The sequence below is a fragment of the Lentzea sp. NPDC058450 genome, assembly GCF_042721395.1.
Classification (GTDB): domain Bacteria; phylum Actinomycetota; class Actinomycetes; order Mycobacteriales; family Pseudonocardiaceae; genus Lentzea.
Genome location: NZ_JBHXLO010000016.1, coordinates 88,969 through 115,424, shown reverse-complemented (window position 1 = coordinate 115,424; position 26,456 = coordinate 88,969). Strand labels below are relative to the sequence as shown.

Genomic DNA, 26,456 nt, shown 5'->3' with positions numbered 1-26,456 from the left:
CGTCGCAAGCCCGGCGCGCGCACCCAACCGGACAGCCGTCAACGCAAAGCCAACCACCTACGAAACCCGGCGTTGCGAAGCGAAGCGAGCCCGAACGGGCTGATGCCCGCCACAGAGCCGGTTCCACCGCTCAAGGCGATTGGGGCTTGACTTTGGGTGCGAGGTGCTAGCTTCTCGAGCTCGGCCGGGCGCTTTTCAGCCCGGCCTTTTCCGGCCGACCAGCGCCTCGCAAGGGCCCCGAAGTCAAGCCCCAATCGCACACCCCAGGTCTTTCGTCGAGACCCAACCCGACCACCCTCGCAACCGCAGCCCAACCAACAAAAACCGCCCACCAACCAAACCGGTCAATGGGCGGCAATTGTCAAAAACTCAGTCCTCAGCAGGCACCGGAACCGGCCCACCACGCCGCTTCTGCACATAAACGACCAAAGCCGCAGACCCGGCAGCAGCCAAGTCGGCGATCGTGAACATCAATCGAGAAACCAACGCCAACGCAATGGCCTGCCCAGAAGGCAACACGGTAGCGATGGTCGCGGTGATGACCAGCTCACGAGCCCCGATCCCGGAGGGCAGGAAGAACGCCAGCAACCCGGCGGTCATGGACAACGCCATCGCACCGGTCGACAGGATCAACGTGTCCCACCGAGGCGACCCGAGCGAGTTGACCAGCAGCCAAAGGTGCACGCCGTAGCAGAGGTAGATGGCGACAGCGGTGCCGAGAGCCTTGAGGATCTCCACCCCGGTGAACCGGCGCTCGATCGGAGCCTTCCGCAGCACCTTCAGCACCAGGTTGACCGACCAGGTCAACAACCGGGGGTGCAGGAACGGCAACCCGACGAGCAGCAGCAGGAACAGCCAGAGCAGCTGGTTGGCCTCAGGCCGCCCGTTCAACATGACCGGCAGAGCAGCAAGACCGGCGATCAACGAGGCGAGCACACCCATGCCGGTGGCGACCAACCCAGCGGTGAAGCTGCGCGCGCGGTTGACGCCGGCCTCGCGGGCGAGCTCCATCGACAGCAGCACGGCCCAGACGGCGCCGGGGACGTACTTGCCGAGCTGGCCGACGAGGTAGAACTTCGACGCGTCGGTGAACCGGACGGGAGCGCCCAGATCGGACAGCACGATCTTCCAGACCAGCGGGCCCAGGAAGATGCCGACGAGCACCGCGATCATCGACAGGACGACCGACTGCCACGGCAGCTTGACCAGCTCGGGGTAGACCTCGTCCCACTTGGAGTAGACGGACCACACGGCGGCGGCGAGGACTGCCACGATCAGCACGCGCTTGGCCCAGGCGATGACCACTGCCTTGCGTGTGTTGGCCGGAGCCGGAGGTTCGACCTTCTCAGCGTCGGTGGCAGCCACGTCGGGCTCGACGGTCATCGGTTCTCCGCTTCCTGCTTCGCTTCCCAGCGACGGGCCGGGCACGGCGGGCTGGGCGTCCATGAGGGTCGTACTCCTGCGCTGCGGATCCACAACGGACCCTGAAGAGGATCACTCCATCAGGCAGGTAGCCTGTGGTCCGCGCCTGGTCTGCACCTGGCAGTAACACCGCGGGGCAACTGTACCGGACGCATCCAACCGTCTCCGGAAGTGGAAAGTCTGCTGCATGATTCCGATTACCGTCGTCGACGTTCAGGACGCCGAACCGCTCGTGCTGGAAGTGCTCCGCTCCGGTGTCATCGCACAGGGACCGATGGTCAAGCGGTTCGAGGATGCTTTCGCCTCCGTTGCGGGTGTGCCCCACGCGGTCGCCGTCAACAACGGCACGACCGCGCTGGTCGCGTCCATCCAGGCGCTCGACCTCCAGCCCGGTGATGAGGTCATCACCACGCCGTTCACCTTCGTGGCCACGCTGAACGCGATCCTGGAAGCGGGCGCTACCGCTCGGTTCGCGGACATCGACTCGGTCGACTTCAACATCGACCCGGAGAAGGTCAGCGGCGCGGTCACCGACCGCACCAAGGTCCTCATGCCGGTCCACCTGTACGGCCAGATGGCCGACATGGGCCGCCTCGTCCCGCTGGCGCAGCAGCACGGCCTGACGATCGTCGAGGACTCGGCGCAGGCGGTCGGCGCGACCTTCGAGGGCAAGCCCGCCGGTTCGTTCGGCATCGGCTGCTTCTCGTTGTACGCCACCAAGAACATCACCACCGCCGAGGGCGGCGTCATCACGACGTCGGACGACGCGCTGGCGGACAAGCTGCGCGTCATGCGCAACCAGGGCATGCGCGCCCGCTACCAGTACGAGATGGCGGGTCACAACTACCGCCTCACGGACCTGCACGCGGCGCTGGGCATCCCGCAGCTCGAGAAGCTGTCGCAGCTCACCGACGCGCGCCGGCGCAACGCCGAGGCGCTGTCCAAGGGCCTCGAGGGCGTGACGGGCCTGACGGTCCCCGCCGTGCTGCCGGGCCGCGAGCACGTGTGGCACCAGTACACGATCCTGGTCGGCGACGACGCCCCGGTGACCCGCGACGAGCTCGCGGCGAAGCTCACCGAGAAGGGCATCGGCAACGGCATCTACTACCCGAAGCTCGTGTTCGACTACGACTGCTACCGGGACAACCCCCAGGTCATCGCCTCCGACGTGCCGGTCGCGAAGAAGGTCGCCGAGCAGGCGCTCTCGCTGCCCGTGCACCCGAAGCTGACCGACGCCGAGCTCGAGACCATCGTCTCGTCCGTCCGGGAGGTGTTCGGCGCGTGACCGCCCGTCCCAAGGTCGCCCTCGTCGGCGCCGGAACCATGGGCTCGCTGCACGCCCGCGTGCTGTCGCAGTCCGACCGCGTCGACTTCAAGTTCGTCGTGGAGCACAACGCCCAGACCGGGCAGGCGATCGCCGACCGCTTCGGCATCGACTACACGGACTCGCTGGACGGGCTGAAGGACGTCGACGCCGTCGTCATCGCGGCCGCCACCGAGGCGCACTACGCCATCGCCAAGCAGGCGCTGGAGCTCGGCAAGCCGCTGCTCATCGAGAAGCCGCTGGCCGCCACGTACGCGCAGTCCGAGGAGCTCGTCGCCGAGTCGGAGAAGCGCGGCCTGCCGCTCGTCTGCGGCTTCCTCGAGCGCTTCAACCCGGCGATCCTCACCGCGAAGCAGTTCGTGGGCGAGGTCGTGCAGATCAACGCGATGCGGCACTCGCCGTTCGTGCCGCGGATCAAGACCGGTGTCGCGGGCGACCTGCTCATCCACGACGTCGACCTCGCGATCCGCTTCGTGGGCAACGCCCCGGCCGCGGTCAAGGGCTCGTTCGGCTTCTTCCACAAGCAGTCCCAGGACAACCAGTCCGAGGACTCGGCGGACGCCACCATGTCGTTCGAGAGCGGCGCGCTCGCCACGATCTCGGCGTCGCGGATCAGCCAGCGCAAGGTGCGGCAGATCTCGGTGCTGGAGATCGACCGCCTGATCGAGATCGACCTGCTGCGCCGGGACATCACGATCTACAAGCACGTGGCGGACTCGCCCGCGGCGGACGGCGTCGGCTACCAGTCGCAGACCGTCATCGAGCTGCCGACGATCCTGCAGAGCGCCGAGCCGCTCGCCGCGCAGCTGAACCACTTCCTGAACCTGCTCGAGCTGGGCGCCGGTTCGGACGAGGTGCTCGCCGAGCGCAACGCGATCCTGCCGGCGCACAAGGTCGTCCACGAGGCGACCATCTCGGCCACCAACGGGAAGGCCTGACGCGATGCGGATCGCGATCATCAACAACTTCTTCCCGCCCCGCATGGGCGGCAGCGCCTACGTGTCGGACACGTTGGCGCGCTACTACGCGGCACAGGGTCACGAGGTTCTCGTGATCACGGCCGCGTACGGCGGTGCGCTGCCGGTGGAGGAACGTGACGGCATCAAGATCGTGCGACTGCCGTCGTGGACGCTGCCGGAGACCCGCATCTCCTTCAACTTCGACATCACGTTCGCGTTGAAGTGGGGCAACCGCAAGAAGGTCTTCAAGCTGCTGGACGGCTTCAAGCCGGACGTCGTCCACCAGCACGGCCAGTTCTTCGACCTGACCTGGCAGAGCGGTCTGTGGGCGCGCAAGCGGAAGGTGCCGTCGGTCCTGACGCTGCACACCCGCCTGCAGAGCCCGATGAAGCCGATCCACGCGGTCTTCCGGATGCTCGACGCGTTCGTCGTCAAGCCGGTCATGTCGTACAACAAGCCGACGAAGCTCGTCGCGATCGACACGATCTTCTACGAGTACATCAAGAAGAGGTACAAGACCCCGGACGAGCGGATCGAGAAGCTCGCCGTCGGTGTCGAGCTCGACCGCTTCCACGACCTCGACCACGCCACCGAGAGCGCGAAGATGCGCGAGCGGTTCCCGGAGCTCGGGAACGGCCCGGTCATCTCGTCGCTCGGCCACGTGATCCCGGTCCGCGACCGGATCAACCTGGTCAAGGCGCTGCCCGAGGTGCTCCGCAAGCACCCGGACACCAAGGTCCTGGTCATCGGCGGTCTGTACAACACGCAGTTCATGGACATCGCCAAGGAACTGGGCGTCGACCACGCGCTGGTCTGCACCGGCACGCTGCCGAAGGCGGAGATCCCCGGTCTGCTCGCGGGCTCCGACATGGAGGTCCACGACCTGCAGGGCTTCGGCATCGGCATCGCGTCGCTCGAGGCGATGGCGGCGGGCGTCCCGACGGTCATGGCCGAGCGGGCCGACTACTTCCCGAACGCCGTGATCACCAACGGCACGGAGTCGCTGCTCACCAAGCCGGGCGACCACTCCGGGCTGGCGGAGCAGATCAACCGGCTGATCGAGGACGAGGGCGTCGCCAAGAAGATCGGCGAGGCCGGTCGTCAGTGGGTCTTCGACAACTTCGACATGCCGAAGATCTGCGAGGCCAACCTCGACATCCTCAAGAGCGTCGCGGGCAAGGCCTGACGTGAGTCACGTCGTCGTGATCGGCGGAGGGATCCTCGGACTCTCCGCCGCCCACGAACTCCTCCAGCGCGGTCACGACGTGACCGCGCTGGAGAAGGAGTCCCAGTGGGCCGCGCACCAGACCGGGCACAACAGCAACGTCGTGCACGCCGGTCTGTACTACAAGCCCGGTTCGCTCAAGGCCCGGATGTCCGTGGCGGGCAACGCTTCCATGGTGGCCTTCGCCAAGGAGCACGGCGTTCCCGTCGACGTCTGCGGCAAGCTGGTCGTCGCGACCTCGACCGACGAACTGCCCCGGTTGCAGACGCTGGCCGACCGCGCCGAGGCCAACGGCGTGCCGGCCAGGCTGATCTCCCCCGCCGAGGTTCGCGAGTACGAACCCGAGGTGTCCGCCGTCTCCGCCCTGCGCGTCGAGTCGACGGCGATCATCGACTTCCCGGCCGTCTGCCGAGTGCTCGTGAAGCTGCTCGCCGGCGCCGACCTCCGCCTCAACTCCCCCGTCCTCGCCATCCGGTCCGACGGTTCGGGTGTCGCGGTGGCGACGCCGCAGGGCATCGTCCGCGCCGACGCGCTGGTGAACTGCGCGGGCCTGCAGAGCGACCGCGTGGCAAGGCTTGCCGGGCTGCGTCCGAAAGCGACGATCGTCCCGTTCCGCGGCGAGTACCACGAGCTGCGGCCGGAACGGCGTGAGCTGGTGCGCGGCCTGATCTACCCGGTGCCGGACCCCGCGCTGCCGTTCCTGGGCGTCCACCTGACCCGGATGCTCGACGGTTCCGTGCACGCGGGCCCGAACGCGGTGCTGGCGTTGCGCCGCGAGGGTTACCGCTGGAGCCAGATCTCCCCGCGCGACATCGCCGACGTGCTGCGCTTCCCCGGCACGTGGAGGCTGGCCCGCAAGTTCGGCAGGACCGGCCTCGACGAGGTGCTGAGGTCGTTCTCCCGCAAGCGTTTCGCGGCGAGCCTGGCCCGGCTGGTGCCGGCGATCGAGGAGACCGACATCGTGCGCGCCGAGGCGGGCGTCCGCGCGCAGGCGATGCTGCCGGACGGCTCGTTGGTCGACGACTTCCTGATCGAGTCGGCCCCGCGCCAGGTGCACGTGCTGAACGCGCCGTCGCCGGCCGCGACCAGCGCGCTGGAGATCGGCCGCCACCTCGCGGACGAAACGCTCGCAACGCTCGTCTGAGCAGGTCAGAGCGTGTCCGCACACCCTGCAGACCCGTTTGCAGAAACCTTGTAGATCGTTTCTAGGCGCTCCCCGCAGTATTTGTGTTGTCAGCCGGAACGGCGCGAACTTCTGGGGGGAAGAACGTTGCGGCTGCGTCTGGGGGAGAAAGCAAAACGCTCGGCCGGGACTTCCCAGCCGAGCGTTTTGTGCTTGGTGGATCAGGCTTTGACGGTCACCAGGCGGGTGAACTCCGCCGGCAGGTCGAAGCCGTCCCAGTGGTCGGAGAACGTCAGCGCGTTGCCGAACGGCACGATGCGGTCGATGCCGCGGCCGGACAGCTCGTGCGCCAGCGCGGTCAGCTCCTCCTGCGAGAAGCCGAACACCGACAGCGTCTGGTCCTTGCGCTGCACCATGGGCACCAGCGCGGACAGCGTCGGCAGCGTGGCGAACGGGAAGGTGCCCGCGCCCAGCCACTCGCGCGGCACGTCCGCCGCCGCCGTGAGCTCGAGGGTGGCCACCGCGTTGCCGTCGAACGAGATCGACTTCGCGTGGCCGTCCGCGGCGACACCGTAGGCCGACACCCGCTTCTGCACGGCCATCGCCGGTTCGACGACGTGGTTCTTGGCGTCGAGCACGGCGCTCAGCTCGGCCCGGAACTCGGTCCGCGCCTGCTGGCCCGCGACCTCGTCACCGACCCAGAACAACGCGCGCGGCGACGAGCAGGCGGCCTGGTCGAACCAGTACGAGTCGTTGTAGAAACCGACGGCCACCTCGCGCTTCTGCTCCGGCGTGGCCTTCGTCCAGCCGTCCACCGAGATCAGCGCGAACGAGGCGCGGTCCGGGAACGTGACGTCGCGCGCGTGCGGCGCCAACGGCAGCTTGCGCACCTCGTTGACGGCACGGTCGCCACCCCACACGACGCGCAGGTCGCACGCCGCGGACAACGCGGCGGTCACCTTGTCGTCGCGGTCGTAGGTGACCATGACCTGGGTCTGCGCGATGGCGGGGTGCGCGTCCTTCAGCGCCTCGTTCAGCGCGTCGACGACGGCCTCCGCCGCACCGGCCGACCGCGGCGAGATGCGCACGACGTTGCTGTTGCCGGCCAGCGCCGACAGCGCCCACGAGTACACGAAGATCGTGTCGACGTTGGCGGGCGGGATGTGGAAGACGAGGCCGCGGCCGAAGCGCAGCACGCCCTCGGGGGTCTCGAGCCGGCGCAGCACCTTCGCGATCTCACCGCGGCGCAGGAAGAAGCCGAGCGAGGCCAGTTCCGGGTAGCGGCGGGCCATCTGCGGGGCGAGCAGCTTGCGGGCGAACTTCACCAGGAAGTCCACGACCCGCTCGTCGCCGACCTTCAGGCGGCCGTCGGTGGGCTCGCCCGAGATGCTCGCGAGGAGCTCGTCGACCGAGGAGACGTCAGGGCCTGCCGGGAAACGGCGCTTCATGAGGCAACAGCTCCAGAGAAGGTGTCCGAACAGCCGCGGGCCTCGGCGCGCGGGAGCCTGCCGAGCACGGAGAACCGCTTGCCCGGCCAGTCGCCGTCGTCGATGCCGTGCACCACACCGAGGTCCTCGGTCAGCAGCACGTGGCCCGGGTAGCTGCGCGGCAGCGTCGAGACGACCTCGATGACGCCGGGCGTGCCGACGGGCTGCTCTTCCCAGGTCTCCGGGTTGCGGATGATGACGTCCGCGAAGTCCGGGCAGTAGAGCGAGTTGCCGGAGCGGCCTTCCAGGAAGACCGTGCCGATCTGCTCGATCATCCCGTAGTAGTTGTAGATCTGGGTCAGACCGGTGTCCTCGGCGAAGCGCTTGCGGAACTCCGCGTTGTCGACCGCGATGTCGATGAGCTTCTTCCAGCCACCGGAGTGGATGAGAATCCCGTTCGACAGGTCGAGCTTGTGCTCGCGCGCGACCTCGTAGAGGTACTGCCACACCATGAAGGTGAAGCCGAAGATCAGGAACGGCTCGTTGCCGTGCTTGGCGAGGAACTCCTTGACCGCCTCGACGTCCGGCTGGTCGTTCTCGTCCAACGCGTAGACGTGGCTGCGGCCGAACGTGGCCATGCCCAGCACACCGGCGCCGCGGGCGGAGAACGAGCGGCGGTTCTTGATGATGCCGATGGTGTCGACCATCAGCATCGGCAGCCGCTTGCCGCCCAGGACCTCCTGCAGGGTCGCGCCGAGCTGGCGCGTCTGCACCGCGGCGGCGTCCTTGTCGAGGTAGATCCGCGACGCGCCACCGCCGGTCGTGCCGGACGAGGTGAGGACCTTGAAGACCTCGGAGTCCGGAACGGACTTCAGCTCGTGCGTCTTGAACATGCGCACCGGCAGCCACGGCAGGTCGTTCAGCGAGCCGAACTGCTCGCCCGACTTGATGCCGAGCGACGACAGGATGCGGTCGTACTGCTCGGAGTGCGCGCGGTGGTGCTCGGTCAGTTCGGTCAGTTCGGCCAGCAGCGCGGTCTCGCGCTCGGCCTGGTTGCGCCCGAAGACGCTCATACCTGTGCCTCCAGTGACCGGTAGTCGATCTTGCCGCTGGGCAGTTGCGGGAAACCCTCCGCCGGCCGCACGTCGAAGCCCGTGACGTGCAGGTGCAGCGTCTCGGACAACAACTTCGCGGCCTGCTTGCAGGTGTCCTTCTCGGCCCTGTCGAGGAAGACGACGACCTTGTCGCCCGCGGGCACGGCGGCGGCCGCGCCGAAGCCCTTCACGATCTGCTCCAGGTCGTCCAGGTTGACCCGGTTGCCGAACACCTTGCCGATCCGCTTGAGCCGGCCGGTGATGTGGAGGAACCCGTCCTCGTCGAGGTATCCGAGGTCGCCGGTGACGAGCACGCCGCCGGTCTCGTCACCGAGCGCGAGCTCGGCTTCGGACTCGGCGTAGCCCATCATCACGTTGGGACCGCGGTACACCACCTCACCGGCAACACCGGACTCGGCGATTTCGTTCCCGGCCTCGTCGCGGATCGCGAACGTGCCACCGGGCAGCGCGGGACCGGCGGAACCGACCTTCTCGGCCAGGCGCTCGGCCGGCACGGTGGCCATCCGCGGCGCGGCCTCGGTCTGGCCGTACATCACGAACATCTGCCCGCCGACGGCGCGCATCTTGTCGTTGAACTCGCTGATCAGGTCGCTGCGGAGCTTGCCGCCCGCCTGGGTCAGGGTGCGCAGCGTCGGGTACTTCGCCGGGTCGAACCGCAGCCGGCGCAGCATCTCGTAGTGGTACGGCACGCCGGCGAGCGACGTCACGCCGTACTGCGTGACCGCGTCCCAGAACGGCCGCGCCACGACGCCGGAGCCCTCCAGCAGCACCGTCGCGCCCTGGCGCAGGTGGCTGTTGAGCACGGACATGCCGTAGCTGTAGTGCAGCGGCAGGCTGGTCGGCGCGACCTCGTTCTCGTCGATGCCGAGCACCTCGGCGATCGCGTCGGCGTTCGCGAGGATCGCCGAGCGGGACAGCCGCACGAACTTCGGGTTGCCGGTGGAACCGCTGGTCGGGAGCATCACGGCCAGGTCGGGGTGCGGTGCGACGCCGTCCGCGTCCTCACGCACCCAGTCCGCCGAGTAGCCCGGCGCGGGCTCGTCCTCGATGCCCAGCACGGCCGCGGGGCGGAACCGGGCGACGAGCCCGTCCAGCACCTCGCGGTCCTGCGCCGGGTCGAGCAGCGCGACGGCGCGGCCCGCCTCGAACGCACCCAGGTACCGCAGCACGCTCGTCAGGTCCAGGCCGACCCGGAGGAACAGCACCCCGGACGGCAGATCGGCGAGTTCCTTCGCCGCCTCGGACACGCGACCGGCGAGCTCGGCACCGCCGAGCAGCTCACCGGTCGCGGCGTCACGCAGGCGAGCCTGAGCGTGCAGCAGCGTCACAGCACCAAACCTCCGTCGATCCCGAGCACCTGACCGGTGACGAACGAAGCGTCGTCACTCGCCAGGAATCGGATCACCTTGGCCACTTCTTCCGCGGTGCCGAGCCGGCCGAGGGCGGTGTCGCCCTTCACCCGCTCCAGCACCTCGTCGGACTGCTCCGAGATCAGGTCCGTCTGGATCACGCCGGGCGCGACCGCGTTGACCCTGATCCCGTGCCTGCCGAGTTCCTTCGCCGCGGACTTCGCGGCCGCGACCAGCGCCGCCTTGGACGCCGCGTAGACCATCTGACCGGCGTTGCCGCGCTCGCCGACGATCGAGCCGATCAGCACGATCGAGCCGGTGCGCTTGCGCATCATGGCCCGCGCGGCCGCCTGCACGGAGTTGATCGTGCCGGCGACGTTCGTGGTCAGCGTCCTGTTGACGTGGTCGTCGGTGAGCATGCCGATGAGACCGCCCTCGAGCACGCCCGCGCTGGCCACGAGCACGTCGATGCGCCCGTGTTCCTTCGCGGCGTCCTTGAAGACGGTCTTGACGGCGGCGGAGTCGGCGACGTCGAGCGCCACGCCGTGCACGCGGTCACCGAGCTCGGCGGCGCGCTTCTCGGCCGTCTCCCGGTCGCGGCCGGTGATGACGACCGTCGCGCCCGCCTCGGCCAGCAGCGCGGCCGTCGCGAACCCGATGCCGCGGGTGCCGCCGGTGACGACCGCTACCTTGCCGGCGAAGTCACTCACCAGCGCCGAAGCCCTTGAGCATGTCGACGGCGACCTTGAAGCTGCTCATGTCGATGACCTGCTCGGTCTCGAACTGGACGTCGAACTCGTCCTCGATGGCGGCGACGAGCGCCATGTGGCCGACCGAGTCCCACTCGTCGATGTCGCGGTACTTCAGGTTCTCGACGTCCACGGAGTCGTCGAGCTGGAGGGCGTCCACGAAGACACCGCGAAGACGGTCGTTCAGGGCCATCGTTTTTCTCGTTCTCTCTTCGAGGTCTGGGTCTCAGTGCTCGTTCGAACGCTCGGTCCACGCCTTGAGCAGCGCGGTGAGCTCCTCCGGCAGGCCGGCGGGAACCTCCGCCTCCTTGCCGGTGAGGAAACCGGTGAGAGCGGCGATCGCGGCCTCGTCGCAGCCGCGGCGCGACAGGCCGATGACGTTGACGCCGGTCGTGCGGGCCGGGTTGCCCAGGGTGATGGTGAACGCACCGACCTCCTTGCGGATGGCCGAGCCGAGGCCGATCATCGCGCCGGGGCCGATCTGCGTGCCCTGGTGCACGACGGTGCCCAGGCCGATGTTGGAGCCGCTCCACACGTGGCAGTGGCCGGCGATCTGCACGGCGCTCGTGATCACGACGCTGTTGTCGACGACGCAGTCGTGCGCGATGTGGGCGCGGCCCATCACGTAGTTGTCGTTGCCGAGCCGGGTCGCGTCCTTGGCGCCCTGGTTGATCGTGACGAACTCGCGGATGCGGTTGCGGTCGCCGATCACCACGCCGGGGCCGTCGTTCTCGCCGTCCCAGCCGGCCAGGTGCGGTGCGCTCAGGTACTCGGCGGGCCCGCCGATGCTGACGTGCGGGCCGATGAAGTTGCCGTCACCGATCCGGGCGGGCCCGGCGATGACCGTGTACGGCCCGATCACGTTGTCGTCGCCGATCTCGACGTCCTTGCCGATGATCGCGGTCTCGTGAATGCGGTTCGCCACTGTTCCCTGTCCTGCCCGTGAATTGAGGTGTAACCCACGTCACCAGGGCACTTCCACCCGACGGGGCCGGTAGGCCACTCTACTTCACGGGCAGAACAGGGCCTGACCGGCTACGAGCTGAGCAAGCCCAGGCTCGCGTCCATCACGATGCGCTCAGTGGTCCCCGCGGCCGGGGTCGGCGTGTCGCTGAACTTCAGCGGGCCGGGCCACGCGTAGGAGATGCAGAAGCTGCCCTCGGCGGCGATGGTGGGGTCGTTCGCGTTCCACCCCGCCTCGTAGCCGAAGTGCAGGTTGCCGCCCGAACGCAGGGTGTCGTTGTCCGCGACGTAGCCCTCGCACTCGTTGGCGTACCCCATGACCCAGAGCTTTCCGGCGAACGCCGCGCGCAGCCGCACGTGGTAGGTCGACAACGGCTCGTGGGCGAGGGCGAGGATGCTCAGGCCGCCGAACCGCCAGCGCTGGATCGGCATCGGGATCGACGTGGGCACGGTGCCCGCGTTGATCAGCTTCACCATCATGTCGGCGTGCCGGCGGTTCGGGTCCGTCTTGGGGAGCACCCGGCGGCGGAGCTCGTACTTGTGCAGCACCGCCGCCCGCACGGCGGGGTCGGTGGTGTCGGCGTGGAACGGCAGGCTGACCTCGGTCAACGCCGTCGCGACCGGGCCCGTGACGGTGCTGAAGCCGGGGCCGGCCAGCACGTCGAGGACCTCCTGGCCGAGAGCGGTGCCGAGCTGCTCGGTCGTGGCCGGGCTGTGCGGGTCGTTCGCCTCCTGGTCACCGCACGCGCCCTGGACGAACAGCGCGGGCACGCCCAGCGCGGTCTCGACCAGCTCGGCCGCGACCTCCGGGAACTCGCCGTCGAACACGTCGTCGTTGCCGCGCGAGACGGGGTGGCAGGCCGCCCCGAAGACGACCGCGAACAGGCCGCCGCCGGTCTTCTTGAGGCGCAGGACCGGCACGGTGTCCAGCACGGCGCCGTTGGCGACGACCCGGTTGTAGCCGATCTTGGCCTGGCCCTCGGCGTAGGCCAGCGTGACGGCGGTCCGCTGCTCGGCGATCGTGTCCCTGACCAGCTGGACCATCAGGTCGGTGATCATCGACGTGGTGCCGTTGACCGCGTCGACGTCGGCCTGGGTCAGCCCCATCATCACCTGCGGGCTCGGCCGGGTGTCCCCGAACAACGGGCCCGAGTGCGTGTGGCTCGCCAGCAGCATCAGGTTCTCGGCCGCGACCAGGCCTTCGCCGACGAGGGTGTTCCTGATCTGCTGGTTGACGTCCCTCGGGATGCTGACGAGGTCCGCTCGCAGCAGGACCTTCGGCACGCCACCGTCCCAGAGCACCAGGCACTGAGCGCGTAACCGGCGGGCCACCGCGCCGTGGTTGCCGCGCGGAGACCAGCCGTACCCGCCCATCCACAGACTCGGGTAGGGCGGGTTGACCGGCGTGATGTCGACTTCGCCGACAGCTGCTTCGAAAGACATGACTCCCCCAATGCTTGTGGACACCACACCCCCATGTGGTGTTCTGCACTGAAGACGCCGCCAGGCCTCCGGAAATACAGCTTTTGGAAAAGTTTTACTTCAGAACTTCGAGACCGCCCATGAACGGCCGCATCGCCTCGGGCACCACCACGGAGCCGTCGGCCTGCTGGTGGTTCTCGAGGATCGCGACGATCCACCGCGTCGTCGCCAGGGTGCCGTTCAACGTGGCCGCGATCTGCGACTTGCCGTTCTCGTCGCGGTAGCGGACGTTGAGGCGGCGCGCCTGGAACGTCGTGCAGTTCGACGTCGAGGTGAGCTCGCGGTACTTCTGCTGGGTCGGGACCCACGCCTCGCAGTCGAACTTGCGGTGCGCGGACGTGCCGAGGTCGCCCGTCGCCGTGTCGATGACCCGGTACGGGACCTCGATCTTGGCGAGCATCTCCTCTTCCCACCCGAGCAGCCGGGCGTGCTCCGCCTCGGCGTCCTCGGGCTTCACGTACGAGAACATCTCCACCTTGTTGAACTGGTGGACGCGGATGATGCCGCGGGTGTCCTTGCCGTACGAGCCCGCCTCGCGCCGGTAGCACGACGACCAGCCCGCGTACCGGCGTTCGCCGTCGAGGATCTCGTCGGCGTGGTAGCCGGCGAGCGGCACCTCCGACGTGCCCACGAGGTACAGGTCGTCGTTCGGCAGGTGGTAGATCTCGCTCGAGTGCGCACCGAGGAAGCCGGTGCCCGCCATGATCTCCGGCCGGACCAGCGTCGGCGTGATCATGAGCTCGAAGCCGTTGGCCGTGGCCTGCGCCGCCGCCATGTTGAGCAGCGCGAGCTCGAGCTGCGCGCCCACGCCCTTGAGGAAGTAGAAGCGGCTGCCGCCGACCTTCGCGCCCCGCTCCATGTCGATGGCGCCGAGCTTCGTGCCCAGGTCGAGGTGGTCCTGCGGCTCGAAGTCGAACTCGCGCGGCGTACCGACGGTCTTGACGACCACGAAGTCGTCCTCGCCGCCCACGGGCGCGTCCGGGTGGACCAGGTTCGGGATCTTGGCCAGCAGCTCGTTGACCTCGTCGGCGGTGGCGTGCTGCTCGGCCTCGGCGGCCTTGACCTCGGCGGCCAGGTCCTTCGCCTTGACGAGCAACGCGGTGCGGTCGTCGCCCTTCGCCTTGCCGACCTCCTTGCCCAGCACCTTCTGCTCGGCGCGCAGGGTGTCGGCGCGGGAGATGGCGGAACGCCGGCGCTCGTCCGCGGACAGCAGGCTGTCCACGACGGCCTCGTCCTCGCCACGGGCACGCTGCGACGCGCGCACGATCTCCGGGTTCTCGCGCAACACCTTGAGGTCAATCACCTGGGAAAGGGTAGTCGCCATCCGTTCCCCGTTTCATCCGGATATGCGGAACGCGGGACGGTCAACGCGAAAGGACCCGGCGCCACGGGGGCACCGGGTCCTTCGGAAGGCGCGTGCCTAGTAGATGGCGAACGCCACCACGAGGCCGAGGGCGACGTGGGCCGCGGCGACGACGACGGAGGCCGGGGCGAACTCGTCCGACTCGATGATCGAGCCGATGTCCAGCTTGGTCACCCACTCCAGCAACCGGACGGCCGCCACCTGCACGATGATCCCGACGACGCCGTAGATCAACGCGGTGAGCAGGCCCTCGTCGAGCTTGCCGACGGCGTTGAGCATCGCGACGACGACGATGAACGCCATCGAGACGAGACCCGAGGCGGTGACGATCACGGCGTTCGGGGCACCGTTGCGGACCAGGAGCGACAGCTTGCCCGGCGTCGTCCAGTCGATCGCGTAGAAGCCGAACACCATGAGGACCAGACCGACGACGGCGTACAGCGCGATCGCGCCGATGCCCCGGCCGATGGCCGAGCCGAAGCCGGGGTCCAACGCGAGCGTGTAGTCCATTTCCCGTTCCCTTTCGGAGTCTTACTCAACAATTCGATGCGGCACGAACGCCGCGCCGTCGTCGGTCACCAGACCGACCGTTTCCCGGATGCCGAGGCCTGCCGACGTGTCGCCGACGACCCAGGCACCCAACGCGGGGCGGTAGCCGTCGAACTCCGGAAGCGGATCGAACAGCTGGTACACGAAGCCTTCTTTGCCGTACACGCCACCGGTCTGCGTCTCGTAGCCCGGGGCGACGATCTGGATGTTCGACCCCTCGCGGCCGAGCAGCGGCTTGCGCACGTACTCGGTGAGCATGCCGGGGTCGTTGAGGTACGCGGGGAGCAGGTTGGGGTGGCCCGGGTACATCTCCCACAGGATCGCGAGCAGCGCCTTGTTGGAGAGCAGCATCTTCCACAGCGGCTCGATGAACAGCGTGCTGGGCAGCGTCTCGACGGCGTGGCGGCCGAACTGCTCCTCGACCACCCACTCCCACGGGTAGAGCTTGAAGAGCGTGCTCATCGGGGCCTCTTCGAGGTCGACGAACCGGTTGAGCAGCGAGTCCCAGCCGACGTCCTCGATCGCGATGCCGACGGTGTTGAGCCCCGCCTCGGCCGCGGTCTCCTGCAGGCACGCGGTCGTCAGGTGGTCCTCACCGGACGGGTCGGCGCCCGACCAGCTGAAGTGCAGCTCGCCGGAGGGCAGCTTGGCCCCGATCTCCGTCCAGCGTTCGACCAGCCGCTCGTGCAGCGAGTTCCACTGGTCGTCGTCCGGGAAGACCTCTTCCTTCCAGTACCACTGGATGTACGCGGCCTCCAGCAACGACGTGGGGGTGTCCGCGTTGTACTCCAGCATCTTCGCCGGGCCCGAGCCGTCGTAGCGCAGGTCGAAGCGGCCGTAGAGGTGCGGGTCGCGGCGGCGCCACGACTCGGCGATGTGCGGCCACACCCACTCGGGGATGCCGAAGTCGCGGTACCGCTCGGTGAGCACGACGTTGTCCACCGCGTCGAGGCACATGGAGTGGAGCAGCTCGACGTCGGCTTCGAGCGAGAGGATCTCGCTCATCTCGAACACGTAGTGCACCGACTCGTCCCAGTAGGGACGGTCGGCGCCGTTCGCGTACTTCGCGGGCAGGCCGAACACCAGGCCCTGGTCGGAGACCGTCCGCTGCCAGTCCGGCCGCGGATGTGAAGCTTCCCTGCGCAAGTGTGCTCAGCCTCCGCTGCTCGACGATCCGCTGCTGATGCCGAAGCCGCCGCGCTGGACCGACGTGCCCGACTTGGTGCTGACGTTCGCACCCTTCGGGACGGTGTAGCTGCCGCCGACCGCCTTCTGGCCGACCGAGCCCGTGCCGCCGTAGTTGTAGCGGTAGGACGAGCCGCCGATGTAGATGAAGCCGCCGCTCGTGTACCCGCCGTGGCTGCGGTAGTACGACTCGTCGCAGTAGTCGTCGTCGACGATCACGTTGTTCGAGTCGGTGCACTGCGCGGTGACGTTCTTCGGGCTGGCGGCCGCGTACCAGATCGCGACCAGCGCGACCACGCCGACGGTGACGCCACCGCCGATGAGCAGGCGCTTGCGCTTCTTGCGCTTCTTCTCGAAGGCGGCGGACTCGGCGGCGAACCGCTCCTGCTGCGCCTTCTGGGCGGCGGCGCGAGCGCGTTGCTCGGCGACCGTGGCCTGGCGCGGCTTGGTCACGCCGGCCTGCTGCTGGCGCATCTTGCCCTTGGTCGGCGGACCCTGGGCAGGCTTGTTCGGCGCCGGTGCCGGTTGGTACGGCGGCGGCTGCTGCGGCTGTTGAGGCTGGCCGGGCTGTCCCGACGGCGGCCCCTGCTCGGGCGTCGGCTGGCCAGGTCCTGGCAGGTTGTTGTCAGTCATCACCACTCCCGCGGGCAAGGTACCTAGTGAGACTCCGCCAACACGCCCAATTGAGTGACGAGTGTCCTAATAGCAACACTCGACCCAACCCGGCGCACACCGGTCTCACACGGCACGGGCATCATGGATGAGATGTCTCCGAGCGCCGGTTGGTTGAGTCGATCTGGTCACATCCGCGACACGCGGGTTGTGATGGTCGGCGCTTTCGTGGGCGCGTTCGGCTTGCTGATGTTGTCCGCGTTCACGTCTGTGCTGGCAGGAGGCCCGCTCAGCGTGAAACGCGAGCTGGTCAACGCGGCCTACCAGGCCGTCACGGGCGAATGCCTCAACTGGGAGAAACCGGACCTCTCGGACGCGCAGAAGGTCGACTGCGCCGCCGCGCACAAGTTCGAGGTGACCGGCACGGCCGACATCACGGCCGCGTACCCGAAGGAAGCGCCGTTCCCGAACGGCGAGGCCTGGGAGAAGATCGCGCAGGACAACTGCGCGCAGGCCTCCACGACGTACATGGCGGGCAAGCTCGACCCGAAGGGCAAGTACGGCGTCAGCACCCTGAACCCGGACGAGACCCGCTGGAAGAGCGGATACCGGCAGCTCAGGTGCGGTGTGCAGGTCACGGCCCCGTCCGGCGCGGCCCTGCCGTCCTTCGGCAGCGCGAAGACGCAGGACCAGTCGAACGTCTACGACCCAGGCGTCTGCGTGGCGCTCGGCGAGAACAACACGGTCGGTGACCCGATCGAGTGCGCCAAGCCGCACGCGTTCGAGATCGTCGGCGTCGTCCAGCACCCCGAGGGCCCGTTCGTCACGCCCGAGGCCCAGGACCCGATCATGTCCGAGAAGTGCGCGGCCATCGCGGCCGAGTACACCGGCGGCGCCGACCTGAAGGCCAGGAACCTGCTGATCACCTGGGACACGCGCGCCGAGGAGAGCTGGGCCGTCGGCTCCCGCAAGGCCAACTGCAAGATCGGCGCCCCGCCCCAGGGCAACAACCTCGTCGCCTGGGAAGGCACCGTCCGCAACCCCAACGGCGCGCCGCTGACCACCGCGAACCCGCCGCAGACCACGTCGGTCAAGGCCCAGGACGAGCCGACCGGCGCCCCGCTGCACTCCGAGAGCAACGGGTCCCCGTCCTCCGAGTCCGGCAAGCCCTCCGACTCCGGCAAGCCCGACAAGCCGTCCTCCAACGCACCCCCGTCGAGCACAGAGAACCGATGACCGTCGAGATGACCCGGGCCCGCTTCGAGGAGCTGGTCGAAGAAGCGCTGGACCTGCTGCCCGAGGACTTCATGCACGCCATGAACAACGTGGTGGTGCTGGTCGAGGACCGCAACGCCGAGGAGCCGTCGCTGCTCGGGCTCTACCAGGGCATCGCGCTGACCGAGCGCAACTCCGACTACGGCGGGACGCTGCCCGACCACATCTTCATCTACCGCGAGGCGATCCTCGACATCTGCCAGACCGAGGAGGACGTGGTGGAGGAGGTCGTGGTGACCGTGCTGCACGAGGTCGCGCACCACTTCGGGGTGGACGACGCGAAGCTGCACGAGCTGGGCTGGGGCTGATCCGCCTTCACCGCCGCCGGGTAGCTTCGGGCGCATGGGGAGAGTGCTGGGGGCGTTCTTGCTCGTGCTGTTCGCCGGTGGTTCGACGGTGTCCGATCCGCCCGCGGTGGAGAGACAGCCGCCGTGGGAGTGGTTCCAGGTGGAGCTGGGCTCCGTCGAGCCGAGATTCGCGGAGCCGAACCAAGCCGGCCCGCGCCGGCTGGGGTGGTCCGGTGCGCCGGTGACCTTGAACGCGTACTTCCGCAACGCGGGTGAGCAGACGCTGCCCCGGCCGACCGTCAGGTTCGCGTTCGCAGTACAGGCCATGCCGGAGGCCGTTCTCGTCGACGCCGACGGGGACGGGTGGTCCTGCCGGGTCTCCGACCTGACGGCGACCTGCCGCGCCGAGACATACGTCGCGCCGGGTGAGGTGCGGGCACCGATCCGCGTGGACATCGAGAGGGACCCGGTTTCGACCGCCGGCGCGCCTGACAGAGGTCACACCTTCACGGTCACCTTCGACGACGTGGTCTACGAGAGCTACGTCGACTGGACCGCGAGCACCTAGCCTCCCCCGCGCGGGTGACCCCTCAGATCTCGACGCCCGCCCACGAGCGGCACGCCCAGGTGTCGCCCTCGGTCTCCAGCACCACGACCCCGGTGTTCGGCAGCAGGTTCTCCGCCAGCTCCACCGGCACGTTCGACGCCAGCGCCAGCGCGCCCATGCGGCCGGCACCGCCGTGCGTCACGACCATGACGGTGCCCTCGGCCCGGATCGAGGCGATGGCCCCGAGGAACCGGTCCAGCACCTGCTGCCCGGACTCGCCGCCGCCGGGGAACGCGACGTCCAGCGAGCCCTCGGCCCACTGGATCACGGTCTCGAGGTAGGTCTGGTACGCCTCGACGTCGTTGCGGCCCTCCAGCGAGCCGACCTGGATCTCCTCGATGCCCTCCAGGACCTGGACGGGCAGGCCGAAGCGTTCGGCGGTCGGTGCGGCGGTCTGCTGGGCGCGCAGGCCGATGCTCGCGTAGACGGCGACCAGAGACTCGCCGGCGAGGGCGTCGGCCAGTTCGCGGGCCTGTTTCTGCCCCAGTTCGGTGAGGGGCGGGCCTGGCATGGCCGTGTCCAGCCTGCGTTCGATGTTCGACGCCGTCTCACCGTGCCTGACCAGCAGCAACCTCACCCGCGCTCGCCCTTTCTGACAGCATCGACCCAGGAGGCGGCTGCGGCGAACTCGGCGTTGTGAGCCTCGACGGGCTCGTGGTCGGCCTTCGGGAAGGACCCGAGGAACCGGATCTCGCGCGAGTGTCGGTGCAGCGCGGCCAGCGCGTCACCGATCCTCGGCTCTGCGATGTGCCCCTCGACGTCGATGTAGAAGCGGTACGTCCCCAGTTTGCCCTTCTGGGGGCGGGATTCGAGGCCGGTGAGATTGATGCCACGCAGCGCCAGCTCGGTGAGCAGCTCGGACAGGACGCCGACGCGGTTCGGGGTGGTCACGACGACGCTCGTGCGGTCTGCGCCGGTCGGCTCAGGCAGTGCGCCCGGCCGGCGCAGCAGCAGGAAGCGGGTGCGGGCGTCCGGCACGTCCAGGACGTCGGTGGCGTACTCGTCGAGCTTGTAGTGGTTCACCGCGACCGGGGCGGAGACGGCGGCGTCGAACTCGCCTCGTTCCACGGCCGCCGCTGCCGCCGCGGTGGACGAGGTGGCGATGGACGTCGCCGAAGGCAGCTCGGCGGCGATCCACTCGCGGACCTGGGCGAGGGCGTGCGGGTGCGAGGCGACGGTGGCGATCTCGGTGGTGCCCGGCCGGACCAGGACGCTGAAGCGGACGTCCAGGACGGTCTCGGCGACGGCCACGACCGGTTCGTCGCGCACGAGGGCGTCCAGGGTGGCGGGGACGGCGCCCTCGACCGAGTTCTCGATCGGCACGCACGCGAAGTCGGTGTCGCCGGAACGCAGTGCGGCGAACGCCAGCGGGATGGTCTCGACGGGGACGAGCTCACCCTCGAACCGCATGGCGGCCTGCTCGGTGAAGGTCCCCTGTGGTCCGAAGTACGCAATGCGAGGCACCGAGTCAGCGTAGTGCGACCGACGAGTCGCGAATCACGCCTGTGTCAGGCGCCAAACCTGGGTTCCGTCAGGACCGTTCGAACTGGAATGCTTGGGGCGTGCCCGCTCTAGCGCCAGAACTCGTGTTGTGCGCGGTCGACGAACCGATGGCGAACGCCTGGCTCGCCGTCGCGGACGGACGCACCGGGGTGCGGGTGCATCGCGGGTCCGTGCTGGACATCCACGCGCAGGCCATCGTGAGCCCCGCCAACTCGCAGGGCTGGATGCGCGGCGGCATCGACGCCGTCTACGCCACCGCGTTCCCCTTGGTGGAGAACAACGTCCGCAGCGCCGTCCTCGCGCTGCACGGCGGTGAGCTCCCGGTGGGCGAGGCGCAGATCGTGGCGACGGGCGAGACGGAACCCGCGTGGCTCATCAGCGCCCCGACCATGCGCCGGCCCGGCGAACGGCTGCCGGTCGACACCGTCCACCCGTACCTCGCCGCGCGCGCCGTGCTGATGCTGTGGCTCACCGGACGCCTGGAGGACGGCACGCCGGTGCGCGACGCCGTCCGGACGATCGCGATGCCGGGCCTCGGCACCGGGGTCGGCGGCGTCGCACCGTCCACGTGCGCGCACCAGGTCGCCGCCGCGTGGGACGAAGCGTTCAACCCGCTGCACGTCTGACCGTCCACAGGACCTGTGCACAACCCTGTGGACAGAGTTGTGGACAGTTGTGGACTACTGCCGTGGCGCGACCCATCGTTCGAGGTCGACCTCGTCCGTGATGGGGATGCCGAACTCCCCCACAGCCGGTATCTCCGGCTTGAGCTTGCGCGCCTCGCGGACCGCGTCCGGTCTCAGCGCCGCGAGCTTGAACCCGCGCCGCTGGTAGAATCGGATCGCGTCCAGGTTGTCGTTGGTGGTCGTCAGCCGCACCCGGTTGCATCCGAGCGTGCGTGCTTGACGGACCGCGGCGTCGACCAGCGCGGTGCCGACGCCGCGGCCCCGCCGGAGCGCGTCGACCGTGACGATCTCCAGCTGGTGGTTCGCCACCGCGTAGGTCAGCAGACCCAGCACGTGACCCTGCTTCTCCACGAGGAAGCCCGGCAGACTCGCGGGGAAGAACACCTCGCCGTGCGCGACCGAGGTGTGCGCGCCCCACAGCTCCAGGACCAATCGCGCGACAACTATGCGATCCGCTTCCTCGATCGGCCTTACCGAGCCTTCTGCCATGACAAGAACTGTGCCAATACGAGTCACTGTCAGGAACAGCCATTCGACGTACGGTGGATTCGTGCCAGTGCGCGTTTTGTTGGTTGACGATCACGAAGTAGTGCGCAGAGGACTGCGCGAGATGTTGGACGACGAGGCGGACATCTCGGTCATTGCCGAGGCCGGATCCGTCGGCGAGGCGGTGACACGGGCTCAAAAGACCCCACCTGACGTGGCGGTCGTCGACGTGCAACTGCCGGACGGCAGTGGTGTCGACCTCTGCCGGTCGCTGCGGGACCTCGGCATCCGGTGCCTCGTCCTGACCGCGTTCGACGACGAGGAGGCGCTCGTCGGCGCGATCATGGCTGGTGCTTCTGGGTATCTGCTCAAACAGGTCAGGGGTCAGGACGTCGTCACGGCCGTGCGCGAGGTCGCGGCTGGACGGTCCCTTCTGGACCCCGCGACCACAAGCCGAGTACTCGAACGGATGCGCAATCCATCCCCGATCGGACTCACCGACCAGGAACAGCGCGTGTTGGAACTCATCGGTGAGGGCCTCACGAACCGCCAAATCGGTGAACGTCTGTTCCTCGCCGAGAAGACGGTGAAGAACTACGTGACGTCGGTTCTGTCCAAACTCGGCATGGAACGGCGGACGCAAGCCGCCGCATGGGTGGCTAAACGGGGACGGACCAGGTGAGCGTCGTCCCGTTCGGCGAACTCACGACGCGGAAATCGCCACTCGCGGACTTCGCCCGTTCGGCGAGGTGCCGCAATCCGCGCTGAGTCACACCGGACGGGATGCCGCATCCGTTGTCGGCGACGCGCAGCAGCAGATGCTTCTCATCGCGCCGTACGTCGATCTGGAGGTTCGTGGCGCCTGAGTGGCGCACGACGTTCGACAGCGCCTCACGCAACGCAGCGCGCGCGTCGTCGGCGTGGCGTTGCGGCACGTTCGCCAGGTCGCCCGCCACGTGCAGGCGGGGCGCGAACCCGAGCAGCTCACCGGCGGTGCGAACCTCGGCCTTGATCGAGTCAAGCAGGTCGGCGCCCTCGGCCGGGTCGGTGTTGCGCAGCTTGCGGACGGTGCCGCGGACCTCGGCGATCGTCTCGTCCACCAGGTCGACGGCCTCGTTGATCCGGGCCCGGTCGGTGTGGTCGAGCTTCTTGCCGAGGCGCCGTTCCAGCAGGCTGAGCTGCACGCCGGCGCCGTAGAGCCGTTGGATGATCACGTCGTGCAGGTCGCGGGCGATCCGTTCGCGCTCCTCGTAGACCGCGACGCGCTGCCGTGCCGTGAAGCCCTCGGCCAGCACGACCGCGAGGCCCGCCTGCGCCGCGAACGCCGACAGCACGTCCACCGTCTCCTGCGTGAACGGCGCCTTGTCCCGGCGCCGGTACACGGCCAGAGCGCCGATTTTCCGGTCCGAGGTGCCGAACGGCGCCACGGCGAACGGTCCGTACGTCCGCAGCGCGTGCGGCACGTACGGCGCCGTGCGCGGGTCGCTCGTGACGTCGTCCGCCATCACCGGCACGCCCGTGCGTGCGGCCTTCGCAGCAGCACTGCGCGGGCTCAGCGTGGCCACGACCGGTTCGGCGGACGACGCCTCGACGGTCAGCGTGCCGTCGTCCTCGTCCGTGGCGAGCATGGCGAGGCCGAGGTCGGCGTCCGCGATCTCCGCGGCCGCCTCCACCACGAGCCGCAGCACGTTCTCCGGGTCTTCCAGCGCCGCCGACGTGATCTCGGTGGACGCGACGAGCACGCGCCGCGCCAGAGAGGGGTCCATGGCTCTCAACGGTATGCGGGCGTGCCGAGGTCCAGCACCAGGTCCGCCCTCGCCGCCTCGTCCGGGCGGTGCGTGATGTGCAGGACTGTCCTGCCGTCGTGCCGCAGCCGCTCCAGCAGCCGGCGCGCGGTGGGCTCGTCCAGGTGCGCGGTCGGCTCGTCGAGCAGCACCACGTCGGCGTCGTGCAGCAACGCCCGCGCGAGCACCAGCCGTTGCGCCTCGCCGCCCGAGACCTGGTCAGGCCTGATCACGGTGTCGAGCCGGTCCGCCCAGTCCGGCAGGCACGCGTCGCGCAACGCCTGCCGCAACGCCTCGTCGTCGTGCTGCCCCGACATCCTCAGGTTCTCCCGCACGGTCGTGCTGACCAGCATCGGTTCCTGCGGGCACCAGGTGGCGCGCGGCAGCTCCACGATCCCCCGTTCCGGCGGGAGGAAGCCCAGGAGCAGCGCGAACAGCGTCGACTTGCCGCTGCCCGACGGCCCGACGATCGCCACGTGCGTGCCGGGCTCGACGTTGAGGTGCAGGTCGCGCAACGTCGGCTCGGTCGCGCCGGGCCAGCGGACGTCGACGTTCTCCAGCCGGATCCGCTTGCCCCTCGCGACCTCGGGTCGTTCGGGCGCGTCGAACTGGAGCCGCGCCGAAGCCTCTCGCAACGCCCTGCGCTGCTGGGCGGCCAGCGGCAGCGCGGCCAGCGGTTCGGCCAGAGCCAGTGGGACGAGCCCCAGCACCGGGTTGCCGGTCAACGCGCAGAGCAGGGCCGCCGCACCTGTCGCGAGCAGGACGATCGCCGTGGCCGCGCCCGTGCCAAACGCTTGCCTGCGCGTCTGCGCGGCGAGGTCGACGTCGTCGGCGTGCAGGCGGGCCAGCAGCCGGTGGTGGGCGTCGTGCGCGATCAGGTCCGGCGCGGCGGTCAACGCGTTGATCGTGTCCGTGGCGATCTGGCGGCGACCCCTGGCGAGCTTCGTGCTGGCCCGCCGCTCGGTCCAGACGGCGACGGCCGGGGCGGCGAGCCCTGCCGCGAGCAGGAGCGCGCCCAGCACGAGCGCGGCCCTGGGGTCGATGAACGCGAACAGGATCGTGGTCGCGATCCCCGCCCCGATGGCGACGATCGGGGGCACCAGAACACGCGGGATGAGGTCGCGAACGGTGTCCGTGTCGTCCACCAGCCGTTGCAGGCCATCACGTCGTTGGGTGCGCACGAGCCGCAACCACAGCTCGGCGCGCAGGTTGTTCGCGAGCCGGAACGTCTCGTCGTGCGTCACCAACCGCTCGATGTACCGCAACACGCCCTTGCTCAGCGCGAACGTCCGCACGCCCACGACCAGCACCGACAGGGTCAGGATCGGCGGCATCTCGGCGGCGCGGGCGATCAGGTGGGCGGCCAGCGCGGTCAACGCGATGCCCGCCATCGCCGCGAGCACGCCCAGGCCGGCGCCCTTCCACGGCACGGGCAGCCGCTTCGGCCGTTCGGGCGCGGTCTCCTCGGTGACGACCCTGGCGACCGTCTCGTCCTCGGCCGCCTCCTTCTCCCGGTGCGAGGCGAGCACGACGGCCGCCGTGGCGCTTGCTCTCTTGATCGCTTTGTCGACTTTGCGACTTGTCACCGGGTCGAGGTGCGCGGTCGGTTCGTCGAGGAGCAGCACCGTCGCGCCGTGACGCACCCTCAGCAGAGCGCGCGCTACGGCGACGCGTTGGCGTTCCCCGGTCGAGAGGTCGGTGATCCGGCGGTCGAGCAGGTGAACGGCCGCGACCTCGTCCGCGACCTGCTCGACGTCCTCGGCGCCCGGCACCGTGAGCTCCAGCTCGGCGCGGGGTGTGGCGGCGGCGAACGCGGGCTTCTGCGGCACGTACGCGATGTCGCCGGCGACGAACACGCTGCCGTCGGTGGGTTCCAGGAAGCCCAGGAGCACCTGGAACGTCGTCGACTTGCCCTTGCCGCTCGCGCCTTCGAGCCGGTGGATCTCCCCCTGGCGGACGTCGAAGCTGATGCCGTCCGGGGCGAACCCGTCGCGCCGCAGCACGCGCAGGCTGTCGACGTGGACCGACCCGCCGGGCAGCCGCGGCCGCCCCGAACCCTCGTGCTCCACGACCTCGGCCACGCGCCGGACCGCTTCGAGGCCGTCCTCGCTGGCGTGGTGCGCCGCTCCGGCCGCGCGCAACGGCAGGTAGCACTCGGGCGCCAGGATCAGCACGACCAGCGCGGTCATCAGCGTCATGTCGCCGTGCACCAGCCGGATGCCGACGCCGACCGCGATCAGCGCGACGCTCAGCGACGCCGCGATCTCCAGCACCAACGCGCTGAGGAACGCGATCCGGAGCGTGCCCATCGTGGCCTTGCGGTGCTGCTCGCCGATCTGCCGGACCGCGCCCGCCTGCTGCTTGGCCCGGCCGAAGACCGTCAGCACCGGCAGCGCGCGGAGCAGTTCGAGGAGCTGCGCGGACAGCAGCTCGGTGACGTCGGCGGCCTTGTGGACGCGCTTCTCGGTGTACCAGCCGATCAACGCGGCGAAGACCGGGATCAGCGGCACGGTGACCGCGATCAGCACGGCCGACGGCCAGTCCGTGAAGAGGATCCACGCGCCCGCCAGCGGCGGCACGATCACGGCCGTGACCAGCGCGGGGAGGTAGCGGGTGAAGTAGGCGTCGAGCGCGTCCAGACCCTTGGTCGCGAGCACCGACAGCTCGGCCGTGCCGCGGTCGGCGATCCAGCCGGGGCCGCGTTCGAACGACTTGGCGAGCAGCTGGGTCCGCAGCTCCTCCTTGGCCCCGGCGGCGGCACGAGCAGCAGCCGACTCGGTCGCCCACGACAGCCCGGCACGCGCCAGGATCGCCACGGCCAGCAGCGGCAGGCCTTCGCGGGTCGTGATCACCGACGCCAGCGCGACGGCCTGCGCGACGAGCGCCAGGGCGTTGAGGAACGCCAGCGCGCCCACCCCGACGAGGGCGCGCCTGGCGTTCCGGGAGAGCTGGGGCAGAGCTCCCAGCGGGCCTCGCTTCAT

The 26,456-nt window shown here is 69.2% G+C and carries 26 protein-coding genes; 9 read left to right on the top strand and 17 right to left on the bottom strand.

The annotated features are described in order from the left end of the window. Positions 1 to 369: 369 nt before the first annotated feature. Positions 370 to 1,383, bottom strand: coding sequence for a lysylphosphatidylglycerol synthase domain-containing protein (locus tag ACFWNN_RS24765; RefSeq protein ID WP_382442296.1), 1,014 nt, complete (start codon positions 1,381 to 1,383; stop codon positions 370 to 372). Between the two features lie 226 nt (positions 1,384 to 1,609). On the opposite strand from ACFWNN_RS24765, the gene ACFWNN_RS24760 reads away from it, so the two are divergent. From ACFWNN_RS24760 to lhgO, 4 genes are read left to right on the top strand one after another with little or no spacing between them, the layout of a single operon-like run. Continuing rightward, the gene (locus ACFWNN_RS24760) at positions 1,610 to 2,707 is read left to right on the top strand and encodes a DegT/DnrJ/EryC1/StrS family aminotransferase (protein WP_382442295.1); all 1,098 of its coding nucleotides are present in this window, start codon (positions 1,610 to 1,612) and stop codon (positions 2,705 to 2,707) included. Further along, a complete protein-coding gene (locus ACFWNN_RS24755; RefSeq protein ID WP_382442294.1) occupies positions 2,704 to 3,684 on the top strand; it encodes a Gfo/Idh/MocA family protein in 981 nt (326 codons plus the stop codon). Before ACFWNN_RS24760 ends, ACFWNN_RS24755 begins: the two co-directional genes overlap by 4 nt. A 4-nt stretch (positions 3,685 to 3,688) precedes the next feature. Then, positions 3,689 to 4,891, top strand: a complete 1,203-nt coding sequence (locus ACFWNN_RS24750; protein ID WP_382442293.1) for a glycosyltransferase family 4 protein — start codon at positions 3,689 to 3,691, stop codon at positions 4,889 to 4,891. A 1-nt stretch (position 4,892) separates the two neighbouring features. Continuing rightward, positions 4,893 to 6,074, top strand: coding sequence for an L-2-hydroxyglutarate oxidase (gene lhgO, locus ACFWNN_RS24745; RefSeq protein ID WP_382442292.1), 1,182 nt, complete (start codon positions 4,893 to 4,895; stop codon positions 6,072 to 6,074). Positions 6,075 to 6,274: 200 nt separating this feature from the next. Here the strand turns inward: lhgO and ACFWNN_RS24740 are convergent, their stop codons facing one another. The 11 genes from ACFWNN_RS24740 to ACFWNN_RS24690 all read right to left on the bottom strand — a co-directional run bounded on the left by ACFWNN_RS24740 (position 6,275) and on the right by ACFWNN_RS24690 (position 16,868). Further along, entirely contained in the window at positions 6,275 to 7,501 is a 1,227-nt protein-coding gene (locus ACFWNN_RS24740) for an acyl-CoA reductase (protein WP_382442291.1), read from the bottom strand. Continuing rightward, on the bottom strand, positions 7,498 to 8,553 hold the full coding sequence (locus ACFWNN_RS24735; protein WP_382442290.1) for an acyl-protein synthetase: 1,056 nt from the start codon (positions 8,551 to 8,553) through the stop codon (positions 7,498 to 7,500). The genes ACFWNN_RS24740 and ACFWNN_RS24735 overlap by 4 nt, the downstream gene beginning before the upstream one ends. After that, the gene (locus ACFWNN_RS24730) at positions 8,550 to 9,923 is read right to left on the bottom strand and encodes an AMP-binding protein (protein WP_382442289.1); all 1,374 of its coding nucleotides are present in this window, start codon (positions 9,921 to 9,923) and stop codon (positions 8,550 to 8,552) included. Before ACFWNN_RS24730 ends, ACFWNN_RS24735 begins: the two co-directional genes overlap by 4 nt. Continuing rightward, positions 9,920 to 10,654: an SDR family NAD(P)-dependent oxidoreductase gene (locus tag ACFWNN_RS24725; protein ID WP_382442288.1), complete on the bottom strand. Its 735-nt coding sequence runs from the start codon at positions 10,652 to 10,654 to the stop codon at positions 9,920 to 9,922. Before ACFWNN_RS24725 ends, ACFWNN_RS24730 begins: the two co-directional genes overlap by 4 nt. After that, positions 10,647 to 10,886: an acyl carrier protein gene (locus tag ACFWNN_RS24720; protein ID WP_089907749.1), complete on the bottom strand. Its 240-nt coding sequence runs from the start codon at positions 10,884 to 10,886 to the stop codon at positions 10,647 to 10,649. The genes ACFWNN_RS24725 and ACFWNN_RS24720 overlap by 8 nt, the downstream gene beginning before the upstream one ends. A 33-nt stretch (positions 10,887 to 10,919) precedes the next feature. Beyond that, complete coding sequence (locus ACFWNN_RS24715; RefSeq protein WP_382442287.1) at positions 10,920 to 11,618, bottom strand: UDP-N-acetylglucosamine acyltransferase; 699 nt, start codon at positions 11,616 to 11,618, stop codon at positions 10,920 to 10,922. Positions 11,619 to 11,728: 110 nt separating this feature from the next. Continuing rightward, positions 11,729 to 13,099: a hypothetical protein gene (locus ACFWNN_RS24710; RefSeq protein WP_382442286.1), complete on the bottom strand. Its 1,371-nt coding sequence runs from the start codon at positions 13,097 to 13,099 to the stop codon at positions 11,729 to 11,731. Between the two features lie 94 nt (positions 13,100 to 13,193). Beyond that, complete coding sequence (gene serS / locus ACFWNN_RS24705) at positions 13,194 to 14,441, bottom strand: serine--tRNA ligase (RefSeq protein WP_382442285.1); 1,248 nt, start codon at positions 14,439 to 14,441, stop codon at positions 13,194 to 13,196. A gap of 117 nt (positions 14,442 to 14,558) precedes the next feature. Then, positions 14,559 to 15,011, bottom strand: a complete 453-nt coding sequence (locus ACFWNN_RS24700; RefSeq protein ID WP_382442284.1) for a DUF350 domain-containing protein — start codon at positions 15,009 to 15,011, stop codon at positions 14,559 to 14,561. 21 nt (positions 15,012 to 15,032) lie between these two features. Beyond that, positions 15,033 to 16,196, bottom strand: a complete 1,164-nt coding sequence (locus ACFWNN_RS24695; RefSeq protein WP_382442283.1) for a glutathionylspermidine synthase family protein — start codon at positions 16,194 to 16,196, stop codon at positions 15,033 to 15,035. Between the two features lie 6 nt (positions 16,197 to 16,202). Further along, positions 16,203 to 16,868, bottom strand: coding sequence for a hypothetical protein (locus tag ACFWNN_RS24690; RefSeq protein WP_382442282.1), 666 nt, complete (start codon positions 16,866 to 16,868; stop codon positions 16,203 to 16,205). Between the two features lie 273 nt (positions 16,869 to 17,141). Between ACFWNN_RS24690 and ACFWNN_RS24685 the strand changes: the two genes are divergently transcribed. Genes ACFWNN_RS24685 through ACFWNN_RS24675 form a run of 3 tightly spaced genes read left to right on the top strand, consistent with a single transcriptional unit; the run spans position 17,142 to position 18,977 of the window. After that, on the top strand, positions 17,142 to 18,083 hold the full coding sequence (locus tag ACFWNN_RS24685) for a septum formation family protein (protein ID WP_382442281.1): 942 nt from the start codon (positions 17,142 to 17,144) through the stop codon (positions 18,081 to 18,083). Beyond that, entirely contained in the window at positions 18,080 to 18,430 is a 351-nt protein-coding gene (locus tag ACFWNN_RS24680; RefSeq protein WP_382442280.1) for a metallopeptidase family protein, read from the top strand. Before ACFWNN_RS24685 ends, ACFWNN_RS24680 begins: the two co-directional genes overlap by 4 nt. 34 nt (positions 18,431 to 18,464) lie before the next feature. Next, positions 18,465 to 18,977 (top strand): hypothetical protein, encoded by a 513-nt coding sequence (locus tag ACFWNN_RS24675; protein WP_382442279.1) that lies wholly within the window; start codon positions 18,465 to 18,467, stop codon positions 18,975 to 18,977. Between the two features lie 22 nt (positions 18,978 to 18,999). Here the strand turns inward: ACFWNN_RS24675 and ACFWNN_RS24670 are convergent, their stop codons facing one another. Together ACFWNN_RS24670 and pheA are read right to left on the bottom strand one after the other, a co-directional pair. After that, the gene (locus ACFWNN_RS24670) at positions 19,000 to 19,593 is read right to left on the bottom strand and encodes a histidine phosphatase family protein (RefSeq protein WP_382442278.1); all 594 of its coding nucleotides are present in this window, start codon (positions 19,591 to 19,593) and stop codon (positions 19,000 to 19,002) included. Continuing rightward, positions 19,590 to 20,480 (bottom strand): prephenate dehydratase, encoded by an 891-nt coding sequence (pheA, locus tag ACFWNN_RS24665; protein WP_382442277.1) that lies wholly within the window; start codon positions 20,478 to 20,480, stop codon positions 19,590 to 19,592. Before pheA ends, ACFWNN_RS24670 begins: the two co-directional genes overlap by 4 nt. Before the next feature lie 146 nt (positions 20,481 to 20,626). Between pheA and ACFWNN_RS24660 the strand changes: the two genes are divergently transcribed. Continuing rightward, positions 20,627 to 21,145 carry a macro domain-containing protein gene (locus tag ACFWNN_RS24660; RefSeq protein ID WP_382442376.1) on the top strand — a complete coding sequence of 173 codons (519 nt, stop codon included), beginning with the start codon at positions 20,627 to 20,629 and terminating at the stop codon, positions 21,143 to 21,145. Positions 21,146 to 21,199: 54 nt separating this feature from the next. Here ACFWNN_RS24660 and ACFWNN_RS24655 read toward each other — a convergent pair whose 3' ends face one another. Beyond that, entirely contained in the window at positions 21,200 to 21,694 is a 495-nt protein-coding gene (locus ACFWNN_RS24655) for a GNAT family N-acetyltransferase (protein WP_382442276.1), read from the bottom strand. Positions 21,695 to 21,755: 61 nt separating this feature from the next. Between ACFWNN_RS24655 and ACFWNN_RS24650 the strand changes: the two genes are divergently transcribed. After that, positions 21,756 to 22,373 carry a response regulator gene (locus tag ACFWNN_RS24650; protein ID WP_382442375.1) on the top strand — a complete coding sequence of 206 codons (618 nt, stop codon included), beginning with the start codon at positions 21,756 to 21,758 and terminating at the stop codon, positions 22,371 to 22,373. Here ACFWNN_RS24650 and ACFWNN_RS24645 read toward each other — a convergent pair. Further along, a complete protein-coding gene (locus ACFWNN_RS24645; protein WP_382442275.1) occupies positions 22,351 to 23,457 on the bottom strand; it encodes a GAF domain-containing sensor histidine kinase in 1,107 nt (368 codons plus the stop codon). The two genes, ACFWNN_RS24650 and ACFWNN_RS24645, sit on opposite strands and share 23 nt — an antisense overlap. Before the next feature lie 5 nt (positions 23,458 to 23,462). Then, complete coding sequence (cydD, locus tag ACFWNN_RS24640; protein ID WP_382442274.1) at positions 23,463 to 26,456, bottom strand: thiol reductant ABC exporter subunit CydD; 2,994 nt, start codon at positions 26,454 to 26,456, stop codon at positions 23,463 to 23,465.